The sequence below is a fragment of the Citrobacter sp. wls827 genome (assembly GCF_005280875.1).
Lineage (GTDB): Bacteria > Pseudomonadota > Gammaproteobacteria > Enterobacterales > Enterobacteriaceae > Citrobacter > Citrobacter youngae.
The window spans coordinates 1-10599 of record NZ_SZWR01000002.1 but is presented as its reverse complement, the minus strand read 5'-3'; the positions used below and the strand labels follow the sequence as shown (position 1 = coordinate 10599).

Sequence of the window (10599 nt, the reverse complement as noted above, 5' to 3'; positions counted from 1 at the left end):
CCCGCCTCGGCGGGTTTTTTTATATCCGTCATATCCCCACTTATCTACAATATCTGTACTCTTTTTGTTCATCCCCTGGAGTGTTGTATGTGGTTACTGGACCAGTGGGCAGAGCGCCATATTATTGATGCACAATCTAAAGGTGAGTTTGATGATTTACCGGGAACGGGCGAACCGCTGACTCTTGACGATGACTCCCATGTCCCGTCCGAACTCCGAGCCGGATACCGTTTATTAAAAAATGCAGGTTGCCTCCCTCCTGAGCTCGAGCAACGCAGAGAAGCAATACAGCTGCTTGAAATACTCGCGGGGATCCGCAAAGATGATCCAAGTTATCCGGAGGTGAGCCGAAGACTGTCGCTGCTGGAACTTAAACTTCGGCAGGCTGGACTCAGCATCGAGTTTTTGCGCGGTGACTACGCAGATAAGCTGCTAAAAAAGATCAACGATGAATAGCGGAGAGAGCATGTACCGAATTGGTGAAATAGCGAAACTGGCTGACGTGACGCCAGATACTATCCGCTACTATGAAAAGCAGCAGATGATGGAGCATGAAGTGCGTACTGAAGGCGGATTTCGCCTCTATACAGAAAGCGATCTTCAGCGCCTGAAGTTTATTCGTTATGCCCGCCAGCTTGGTTTCACTCTGGAGTCGATCCGCGAATTGCTTTCGATCCGTGTTGATCCCGAACACCATACCTGTCAGGAATCAAAAGGGATCGTCCAGGAAAGACTGCAAGAAGTCGAAGCACGTATTGCCGAACTTCAGACGATGCAGCGGTCTCTGCAGCGATTGAATGATGCATGCTGCGGCAAGGCACATAGCAGCGTGTACTGCTCTATTCTTGAAGCTCTTGAGCAAGGCGCCAGTGGAACAATATCAGGCTGTTGATTTCTTGAACTGCCGGGTCTACACTCGCGGCGTAAATTACTACAAACTGGAGATATTATGAGTCGTTATCAGCACACCAAAGGGCAGATAAAAGACAACGCCATTGAGGCGCTTCTGCATGACCCACTGTTCAGACAGCGCGTTGAGAAGAATAAAAAAGGTAAAGGTAGTTATCTGCGTAAAGGTAAACATGGCAATCGGGGTAACTGGGAGGCCAGTGGCAAGAAAGTGAATCACTTTTTTACCACTGGCCTTCTGGTTTCAGTGAGTGCTTAAGAACGGTTATTTTGTTCTTTCAGCAGGTCACGAATTTCACTCAGCAATACTTCTTCTTTCGAGGGAGCTGGCGGTGCAGCCGGCTCTTCCGCTTTTTTACGATTCAGTTTGTTGATCAGTTTGATTGCCATAAAGATAGCAAACGCCACAATAATGAAATCAAATACGTTCTGAATAAATACACCGTAATGCATAACGACAGCCGGGATGTCTCCCTGCGCATCGCGTAATGTCAAAGCAAACTGTTTAAAATCGATCCCACCAATTAACAACCCCAGTGGCGGCATGATGATATCGGCAACCAGCGATGAAACAATCTTACCGAATGCCGCACCAATAATGACACCCACTGCCAAATCGACAACATTCCCGCGCATCGCGAATTCGCGAAACTCTTTAATAATGCTCATTTTATTCTCCCTATGCAGCTGACGTTTATAAGTTTAACAAATGTTTAGGCAATTTCCATTTATGTATTGCCGAAAGGAAAATTTATTAGACCATGAAATATAAAGGGAAATAAAAAGGGCGCTGTATTCGCGCCCAAATTATTACAGGAAGAAAGGACTTGGCTGGAATAGTCGCTCGACGTCAGTAATAAACTTTTTGTCTGTCAGGAACATGATAACGTGATCACCCTGCTCAATACGCAGGTTGTCATTGGCTATCATCACGTCGTTACCTCGCACTACCGCACCAATAATGGTACCGGGTGGAAGTTTAATTTCATCAATTGAGCGTCCCACAACCCGAGATGTTGTTTCATCCCCGTGTGCGACGGCTTCAATGGCTTCCGCGACGCCACGGCGTAGTGAAGAAACGCCGACAATGTCAGCTTTACGTACGTGACTGAGCAGCGCGGAGATGGTCGCCTGCTGCGGTGAAATAGCAATATCGATCACGCTACCTTGCACCAGATCGACGTATGCTCTGCGTTGGATTAACACCATCACTTTCTTGGCACCCATCCGTTTGGCAAGCATCGCCGACATGATATTCGCTTCATCATCGTTGGTCACTGCGATAAACAGATCAACTTGATCAATATGTTCTTCAGCCAGCAGCTCTTGATCCGAGGCATCACCGAAAAAGACGATCGTATTTTGCAATTTCTCCGCAAGCTCGGATGCCCGTTGCTGATTGCGCTCGATCAGTTTGACGCTGTAATCTTTTTCCAGACGTCGGGCCAGACCAGCACCGATATTACCGCCACCCACTAACATAATACGCTTGTAGGGTTTTTCCAGACGCTGCAGTTCACTCATTACGGCGCGAATATGCTGTGATGCCGCAATAAAGAAGACTTCATCACCCGCTTCAACGATCGTAGAACCTTGTGGACGGATTGGTCGGTCATGACGGAAAATCGCCGCAACGCGGGTATCGATGTGCGGCATATGTTCACGCATTGTTGACAGCGCATTACCGATAAGCGGCCCGCCGTAATAGGCTTTTACTACTGCCAGACTGACTTTACCTTCGGCAAAATTGACTACCTGCAATGCACCCGGATATTCAATCAGTCGATAAATGCTATCGATAACCAGTTGCTCCGGCGCAATCAGGTGATCGATAGGTACCGCATCGGATTGGAATAGCTTGTCCGCATCACGAACATAATCCGGTGAACGAATACGGGCGATGCGATTAGGCGTATTAAACAGTGAATAAGCTACCTGGCAGGCAACCATATTTGTTTCATCTGAGCTGGTTACGGCAACCAGCATATCGGCATCGTCGGCCCCAGCTTCACGCAGTACGCGAGGATGTGAACCGTGCCCTTGCACGACGCGGAGATCAAACTTGTCCTGCAGGCTGCGCAGGCGTTCACCATTGGTATCGACTACCGTGATATCGTTGTTTTCTCCGACCAGGTTTTCAGCCAGCGTACCGCCAACTTGCCCTGCGCCCAGAATGATAATTTTCATCAGTCGCGACCCGTTATCTCATCACTTTTTGATTAGCTTAGCGTAAAAGAAGCCATCGCCATCTTCCGCACCTGGTAAATTCTGACGTCCGGGTTTTTCCGGCGTACCGGTTTCGCTTAATACCGCATCCGGCGTGCGTGCCAGGAAGGCGGTAATTTGCTGCTGGTTTTCTTCTGGCAGGATAGAGCACGTTGCATAAACCAGCGTGCCGCCAGGTTTAAGATGTAACCAGGTTGCATTCAGGATCTCGGCCTGCAATTGGGCAAGTTCGGCAATATCCCGGTCGCGGCGCAGCCATTTGATATCCGGATGGCGACGAATCACCCCGGTGGCAGAACACGGAGCATCCAGCAAAATACGGTCAAACTGTTGTTCGCCACACCATTGTTGTGGATATCGACCATCACCCTGTTTTACGGTTGCCTTCATGCCGAGGCGTTTCAGATTGTCGTAAACGCGCGATAAGCGTTTCTCATCGACATCGACGGCCATCACGTTAGCTTGCGGAGCAACTTCCAGAATGTGCGTCGTTTTACCGCCCGGCGCGCAGCACAGGTCGAGGATCTGTTCACCGTTCTCCGGCAACAGATAAGTTACACATCCTTGAGCTGAAGCATCCTGGACGGTTACCCAGCCTTCATCAAAGCCTGGGAGGGCGTGTACAGGAGCCGGCGTTTCCAGACGCACTGCATCCGGATAATCCGGATGTGGGAAGCCGGTTAATCCTGCTTCGCTAAGCAGGTCCAGCCAGGCGTCGCGCGTATGGTGGTTACGATTGACACGCAGCCACATCGGTGGTCGCTGATTATTGGCTTCAAGAATAGCTTCCCACTGCTGCGGATAAGCGGCCTTAATACGTTTCACCAGCCAGGAAGGGTGTAAGAAACGTAAATCGCTTTGCGCGAACTCGGCCAGCAGTTCATCCTGACGACGCTGAAACTGGCGCAACACGCCGTTGATCAACCCTTTAAGCTGCGGACGCTTTATGACAACCGCACCTTCGACAGTCTCAGCCAGCGCAGCGTGCGGTGGAATACGGGTATGCAGTAGCTGGTAGAAGCCCACCATGATCAGATAGTGAACGGTGCGCTGTTTGCCCGTCATTGGACGTTCCATCAGCTGCTGGATCATCCACTCCAGTTGGGAGAGCGTGCGTAATACGCCGAAGCAAAGTTCCTGCAACAGCGCCTTATCTTTGTCGGCTACTTTTTGCTGCATGGCGGGCAGTACGTTACTCAACGATTGGCCCTTTTCGACAACCTGTTCGACAGCCTGGGCCGCCATACTGCGTAAATTAAGATGTTTTTTCATAAGCGCAAAAATAAAAATGCCCGGAGGCTCCGGGCTTTAAAAGAGATGAACCGTCAGATCAGACGATTCCCGGGCACAAACCACTCCCGACGCGAATTGAGCAGATCCTGTGCGCTCATCGCTTTCTTACCGGCAGGCTGTAAAGCGATGAGATTCAGGATGCCGTCGCCTGTTGCGACCTGGATGCCCTGCTTTGTCGCCTCGAGGATGGTGCCTGGTGCAGACTGTGTGTTCACAGCAATAACAGAAGCTTTCCAGACTTTCACTGGCTGACCTTCGATTTCAAGCCAGCTCATTGGCCACGGGTTAAAGGCGCGGATACAGCGTTCCAACTGAGTGGCCGAAAGCGACCAGTCGATACGTGCCTCTTCTTTGCTGAGTTTTTCTGCATGCGTAACCAGAGATTCATCCTGAACAACTGGTTTTATTGTGCCAGCAGCAAGCTGTTTTAGCGTTTCAATCAGCCCCTGCGGCCCCAAATCTGCCAGCTTATCGTATAACGAACCGCTGGTATCTTCTGCCGTAATTGGGCACGACAGCTTATGCAGCATATCTCCGGTGTCCAGACCGACATCCATCTGCATGATGGTTACACCTGTTTCGGTGTCGCCTGCCCACAATGAACGCTGGATCGGTGCGGCCCCACGCCAGCGTGGAAGCAGAGAACCATGAACGTTGATGCAACCCAGACGCGGCATGTCCAGTACGGCTTTTGGCAGAATCAGGCCATATGCCACCACCACCATTACATCAGCGTGCAGATCAGAAACCAGTTGTTGGTTTTCCTGGGGACGAAGAGATACAGGTTGGAAAACGGGTATCCCTTTTTCTTCCGCCAGCACTTTTACCGGGCTGGGCATCAGCTTTTTACCACGTCCCGCAGGGCGGTCCGGTTGGGTAAACACCCCAACGACGTTATGTCCAGAAGACAACAGCGCGTCGAGATGACGCGCTGCAAAGTCAGGTGTACCCGCAAAAATAATACGTAGTGAGTCTGACACGTTGATTCTTGTCCTTAAGCTCGGGCGTTCAGGCGGTCGAGTTTTTCAACTTTCTGACGAATACGTTGTTGCTTCAACGGAGACAGATAATCGATAAACAGTTTACCGACCAGGTGATCCATTTCATGTTGGATGCAGATAGCCAACAGGCCATCGGCCTCCAGTTCAAAAGGCTTACCGTCGCGATCGAGCGCACGAATTTTTACTTTTTCAGCGCGCGGTACTAATGCACGTTGTTCAGGAATAGACAGGCAGCCTTCTTCAATGCCCGTTTCACCGTCTTTTTCCAGCAGCTCTGGGTTAATGAGTACCAGACGCTCGTCACGGTTTTCAGAGACATCAATAACAATGATGCGCTGATGAATATCGACCTGTGTTGCGGCCAGACCGATACCTTCTTCGGCGTACATCGTTTCGAACATATCATCAACGATACGCTGAATTTCTGCATTCACTTCTTCAACCGGCTTTGCGACTTTGCGAAGACGCTCGTCCGGAATATGTAACACTTGCAAAACTGACATAGTTATCCAGAGTTGTGTTCAGGAATTGGAAAGATTATTACCTCTATTCTAGACAAAACCCGCTCTGATTGACAGCATCAGTGACCAATCGCAAAGATTGCCAGGACTGCTTGTGGCAGGGGAACAGGGATGACCCATATTGAGATTTGGTTACGTTTAGCACAAGTGAATGAACTGTATGGTGATGAGATGGTGCGCACTGCTCGCTGGCTTATCGCTCAACCGAGTATTAACAATACGGTACTTCGGCATGCAGGGTTCACTCCTCGCCAGGTCGAACGTTTTCTGGCCTTTTCTGAACAGTCACTGGAAAAAACGCTGCGTTGGCTTGAGTTACCCCATCATCATCTGGTTTTTGCCGACAGCAAGTATTTTCCGCCGCAGCTGCGTGCTATTGAGGATTACCCTGGCGTACTTTTCATTGCTGGCCGCCCTGAGTGTCTTCACTCATTTCAAGTTGCTGTTGTCGGCAGTCGGCAGTACTCCTGGTATGGCGAACGATGGGCGCGGTTGTTCTGCGAAAAGCTTTCAGCATGTGGTGTGACGATCACTAGCGGACTGGCTAAAGGGATTGACGGTGTGGCGCATACTGCAGCGATAAACACACACGGGGCCAGTATTGCGGTATTGGGAAATGGTTTGGAAACTATATATCCACGGCGACATGTTCGTCTTGCCGAAAGTTTGATAGAGGCCGGAGGTGCTCTGGTGTCCGAGTTTCCTTTGGATATGCTCCCTTTACCGCGTAATTTTCCCCGACGAAATCGCATTATTAGTGGTCTAAGTAAGGGAGTACTGGTTGTTGAAGCGGCACAGCGTAGTGGCTCATTAGTCACTGCACGCTGTGCGCTGGAACAAGGACGGGAGGTTTTTGCTTTGCCTGGACCGATAGGGAGTCCGGGAAGTGAAGGTCCCCATTGGCTCATTCAGCAGGGAGCCATGCTTGTGACGGCACCAGAGGAAATACTGGAAAGTTTGCAATATGGGCTGCAATGGCTGCCAGATGAGCCTGAAAAATCAATTTATTCGCCGGATCACGAAGAGGTGGCATTGCCATTTTCAGAGCTCCTGGCTAACGTAGGAGATGAGGTAACACCTGTTGACGTCGTCGCTGAACGTGCCGGCCAACCTGTGCCAGAGGTAGTGGCTCAACTGCTCGAACTGGAGTTAGCAGGATGGATCGCAGCTGTACCCGGCGGCTATGTCCGATTGAGGAGGGCAAGCCATGTTCGACGTACTAATGTATTTGTTTGAGACATATATCCATAACGAAGCTGAGCTGCGTGTGGATCAGGACAAACTGGAACGGGATCTTACCGACGCTGGTTTTGATCGTGAAGACATCTACAACGCGTTACTGTGGCTGGAAAAGCTTGCTGATTATCAGGACGGCCTTGCAGAACCTATGCAGCTTGCATCAGATCCCCTTTCTGTACGTATTTATACTGCAGAAGAGTGCGATCGGCTGGATGCGAGCTGTCGGGGGTTCCTGCTATTCCTGGAGCAGATTCAGGTGCTAAACCTCGAAACGCGAGAAATGGTGATAGAGCGCGTACTTGCGCTGGATACGGCTGAGTTTGATCTGGAAGACCTGAAGTGGGTGATCCTGATGGTTCTGTTCAACATTCCAGGCTGCGAAAATGCCTATCAGCAAATGGAAGAATTACTCTTTGAAGTGAATGAAGGTATGCTGCATTAATCAATCTTCATTCAGTATGAGTTGTTATGGCTAAATCAGCACTGTTTACGGTGCGTAAAAACGAGCCCTGCCCACAATGTGGGGCTGAACTGGTTATTCGTTCCGGGAAACACGGCCCGTTTCTTGGTTGCTCACACTATCCAGAATGCGATTATGTCCGTCCGCTGAAATCATCTGCGGACGGACATATAGTCAAAGTTCTGGAGGGTAAATTCTGCCCTGCATGTGGCGCTGAACTGGTGCTGAGGCAGGGACGATTCGGTATGTTTATTGGGTGCAGTGATTACCCTGCCTGCGATCACACTGAGCTTATCGATAAGCCTGATGAAACCGCAGTAGTGTGCCCCCAATGCCAGACGGGCCACTTGGTTCAGCGGCGTTCACGTTATGGCAAAACCTTCTACTCCTGCGATCGCTATCCGGAGTGTCAGTTTGTCATTAACTTCAAACCGTTAGCGGGAGAGTGTCCAGAGTGCCACTATCCGCTACTCATCGAAAAGAAAACCGCGCAGGGTGCGAAGCATTTCTGTGCCAGTAAACAATGTGGAAAGCCGATCCCGGCGGAATAAAAAGTGAATAAAAACCTGCCTACGGACCCCATCGCTGCCGCGATAGAGGTTCTGCAACAAGAAAATGTCATCGCTTATCCAACAGAAGCCGTTTTTGGTGTCGGTTGCAATCCTGACAGCGAAACGGCGGTAATGCGTCTGTTGGAACTCAAACAACGTCCAATTGATAAAGGTTTGATTTTGATTGCGGCAAGCTTTGATCAACTCAAACCGTATATTGATGACAGTATGCTCACCGATGCTCAACGTGAAGCTGTTTTCGCTCGCTGGCCTGGCCCTGTCACTTTCGTTTTCCCGGCTCCTGCGACAACGCCGCGTTGGCTAACCGGTCGTTTTGATTCGCTCGCCGTGCGCGTCACGGATCACCCGCTGGTGGTTGCATTGTGCCAGGCTTATGGCAAGCCATTAGTTTCTACCAGTGCCAATCTGAGTGGACTGGCACCCTGCAGAACGGTAGAGGAAGTACGAGCGCAGTTCGGGGAAGATTTTCCAGTGGTTGAAGGTAATACCGGCGGACGTTTGAATCCCTCGGAAATCAGAGATGCTTTGACGGGTGAACAGTTTCGACAGGGGTAATATGAAAGAAGCCTATGCTGTTTTTGGTAATCCGGTAGCACACAGCAAATCGCCTTTTATTCATCAGCAATTTGCAGAGCAGCTGAAGATTGATCACTCTTATGGTCGGGTGTTGGCGCCGATCAATAACTTTGTGAATACGCTCAATGCCTTTTTTGCTGATGGGGGGAAAGGGGCTAATGTTACCGTTCCTTTTAAAGAAGAGGCTTTTGCGCGTGCTGATGAACTAACAGAGCGGGCATCGCTGGCTGGGGCGGTCAATACTCTAAAACGGCTGGAGGATGGGCGTTTACTGGGTGATAACACCGATGGTATCGGCCTGCTTAGCGATCTTGAGCGTTTGTCTTTCATTCATCCCGGGTCTCGTATCCTGTTGATTGGGGCCGGTGGAGCGTCCCGTGGCGTGTTGCTGCCTCTCCTGTCTATGGATTGCGCGGTGACTATTGTTAATCGCACCGCCTCACGTGCTGAAGAATTGGCGCAGATCTTCTCCCATACCGGCAGCGTTCAGGCGGTAGGAATGGATGAGCTGGATAATTACACCTTCGATCTGATCATCAACGCAACGTCCAGTGGTATTAGCGGTGATGTTCCAGCCATTCCTGCATCGCTTATTCATTCTTCGGTTTATTGCTACGACATGTTCTATCAAAAGGGGAATACTCCGTTCCTTTCCTGGTGCGTATCGCATGGTGCAAAACATTGTGCTGATGGTTTGGGAATGCTGGTGGGGCAAGCGGCACATGCTGTTTTGCTCTGGCATGGTGTACTACCGGAGATTGAGCCTGTGATTAAAACACTGCAACAGGAACTTTCTGCATGAATCAGGCGATTCAATTCCCTGATAGGGAAGAGTGGGTGGCGGATATTAATTCCGTCGTCTTCCCGGCGATGGTTCATGGTATGCAGCTAAAATGTGCCATAAAAGGAGAGACGCTGGCGCATCGCTTTGGCGGCGACACGCCTGAACAGTGGCTTGAAACTTTTCGCGAATATCGCTGGGATCTGGAAGAAGAGGCTGAAGCATTGATCCAGGCCCAGCAGGAAGATTCTCAAGGTTGGGTCTGGTTATCCTGACCTAAATACTCATCTTTCCACTTCACGTAGTTGTCAGCAGAATACTGTAGGCCTGCTTTCTCTTCATCAGTTAGTGGGCGGATTTGTTTAACCGGGCTTCCCAGATACAGATATCCGCTTTCCAGGCGTTTGTTTTGTGGAACCAGGCTCCCAGCCCCAATCATAACGTCGTCTTCTACGACTACGCCATCCAGCAAAATCGATCCCATACCGACTAAAACGCGGTTGCCAATGATGCAACCGTGTAGCATGACTTTATGACCAACCGTAACGTCCTCACCCACGATCAGTGGATTACCCTGCGGATTAGACGTGGATTTATGCGTGACATGGAGAACGCTGCCGTCCTGGATGTTTGTACGGGCGCCAATCTGTACGTAGTTCACATCGCCACGAATCGCAACCAGTGGCCAAATCCCGACATCATCAGCCAGACGAGCATCGCCAATGACAACACTACTACTATCGATCATGACGCGTTTGCCGATCTGTGGGAAAAGATCCTTATAAGGACGTAGTACATCAGACATGTTTACCTCAATGAAAATAGGGCGGTAATGAAGACTTTGGTTGGATTATTGAGACTGTGCAAGTGGTTTAGCTATCAAAAATCAGCCAAATTGCACAGGAATGTAGCGAAAGGAGTGAAAAACAAGCATTCGGCAAAAAAGATCCAAAAAACACTTGTGCTAAAAAATGGGATCCCTATAATGCGCCTCCATCGACACGGCGGATGTGAATCACTT

General features: G+C 50.0%; 16 protein-coding genes. 10 read left to right on the top strand and 6 right to left on the bottom strand.

Annotation, left to right across the window (positions count from 1 at the left end; all coding sequences use genetic code 11):
- The first annotated feature begins 87 nt into the window (after positions 1–87).
- The 3 genes from FDX03_RS02765 to arfA are packed head-to-tail and all read left to right on the top strand — an operon-like array spanning position 88 to position 1168.
- On the top strand, positions 88–456 hold the full coding sequence (locus FDX03_RS02765) for a DUF1992 domain-containing protein (protein ID WP_137345459.1): 369 nt from the start codon (positions 88–90) through the stop codon (positions 454–456).
- 10 nt (positions 457–466) lie between these two features.
- Positions 467–892: a Zn(2+)-responsive transcriptional regulator gene (gene zntR / locus FDX03_RS02760; RefSeq protein ID WP_048213521.1), complete on the top strand. Its 426-nt coding sequence runs from the start codon at positions 467–469 to the stop codon at positions 890–892.
- Between the two features lie 57 nt (positions 893–949).
- On the top strand, positions 950–1168 hold the full coding sequence (arfA, locus tag FDX03_RS02755; protein ID WP_048213520.1) for an alternative ribosome-rescue factor ArfA: 219 nt from the start codon (positions 950–952) through the stop codon (positions 1166–1168).
- Here arfA and mscL read toward each other — a convergent pair.
- The 5 genes from mscL to def all read right to left on the bottom strand — a co-directional run bounded on the left by mscL (position 1165) and on the right by def (position 5932).
- Complete coding sequence (mscL, locus tag FDX03_RS02750) at positions 1165–1578, bottom strand: large-conductance mechanosensitive channel protein MscL (RefSeq protein WP_003031152.1); 414 nt, start codon at positions 1576–1578, stop codon at positions 1165–1167. The genes arfA and mscL overlap by 4 nt on opposite strands.
- Before the next feature lie 141 nt (positions 1579–1719).
- Positions 1720–3096, bottom strand: coding sequence for a Trk system potassium transporter TrkA (trkA, locus tag FDX03_RS02745; protein ID WP_003031153.1), 1377 nt, complete (start codon positions 3094–3096; stop codon positions 1720–1722).
- Positions 3097–3117: 21 nt separating this feature from the next.
- Positions 3118–4407, bottom strand: a complete 1290-nt coding sequence (rsmB, locus tag FDX03_RS02740) for a 16S rRNA (cytosine(967)-C(5))-methyltransferase RsmB (RefSeq protein WP_086529987.1) — start codon at positions 4405–4407, stop codon at positions 3118–3120.
- Positions 4408–4460: 53 nt separating this feature from the next.
- A complete protein-coding gene (gene fmt, locus FDX03_RS02735) occupies positions 4461–5408 on the bottom strand; it encodes a methionyl-tRNA formyltransferase (RefSeq protein ID WP_061068718.1) in 948 nt (315 codons plus the stop codon).
- A gap of 14 nt (positions 5409–5422) precedes the next feature.
- A complete protein-coding gene (def, locus tag FDX03_RS02730) occupies positions 5423–5932 on the bottom strand; it encodes a peptide deformylase (protein WP_040232019.1) in 510 nt (169 codons plus the stop codon).
- A gap of 129 nt (positions 5933–6061) precedes the next feature.
- On the opposite strand from def, the gene dprA reads away from it, so the two are divergent.
- The 6 genes from dprA to FDX03_RS02700 are packed head-to-tail and all read left to right on the top strand — an operon-like array spanning position 6062 to position 9853.
- A complete protein-coding gene (dprA, locus tag FDX03_RS02725) occupies positions 6062–7186 on the top strand; it encodes a DNA-protecting protein DprA (protein ID WP_048213517.1) in 1125 nt (374 codons plus the stop codon).
- Positions 7158–7631, top strand: coding sequence for a DUF494 family protein Smg (gene smg, locus FDX03_RS02720; protein ID WP_005134083.1), 474 nt, complete (start codon positions 7158–7160; stop codon positions 7629–7631). Before dprA ends, smg begins: the two co-directional genes overlap by 29 nt.
- Before the next feature lie 26 nt (positions 7632–7657).
- Entirely contained in the window at positions 7658–8200 is a 543-nt protein-coding gene (locus FDX03_RS02715) for a type I DNA topoisomerase (RefSeq protein ID WP_048213516.1), read from the top strand.
- A 3-nt stretch (positions 8201–8203) separates the two neighbouring features.
- Positions 8204–8776, top strand: a complete 573-nt coding sequence (tsaC, locus tag FDX03_RS02710; protein ID WP_048213515.1) for an L-threonylcarbamoyladenylate synthase type 1 TsaC — start codon at positions 8204–8206, stop codon at positions 8774–8776.
- A 1-nt stretch (position 8777) separates the two neighbouring features.
- The gene (aroE, locus tag FDX03_RS02705) at positions 8778–9599 is read left to right on the top strand and encodes a shikimate dehydrogenase (RefSeq protein ID WP_061068717.1); all 822 of its coding nucleotides are present in this window, start codon (positions 8778–8780) and stop codon (positions 9597–9599) included.
- The gene (locus FDX03_RS02700; RefSeq protein ID WP_061068716.1) at positions 9596–9853 is read left to right on the top strand and encodes a DUF1488 domain-containing protein; all 258 of its coding nucleotides are present in this window, start codon (positions 9596–9598) and stop codon (positions 9851–9853) included. The genes aroE and FDX03_RS02700 overlap by 4 nt, the downstream gene beginning before the upstream one ends.
- Here FDX03_RS02700 and FDX03_RS02695 read toward each other — a convergent pair.
- Positions 9829–10383 (bottom strand): gamma carbonic anhydrase family protein, encoded by a 555-nt coding sequence (locus FDX03_RS02695; protein ID WP_048213512.1) that lies wholly within the window; start codon positions 10381–10383, stop codon positions 9829–9831. The genes FDX03_RS02700 and FDX03_RS02695 overlap by 25 nt on opposite strands.
- 27 nt (positions 10384–10410) lie before the next feature.
- On the opposite strand from FDX03_RS02695, the gene FDX03_RS22780 reads away from it, so the two are divergent.
- Positions 10411–10599: hypothetical protein (locus tag FDX03_RS22780; protein ID WP_212724550.1), on the top strand; the 189-nt coding region annotated here is incomplete at its 3' end.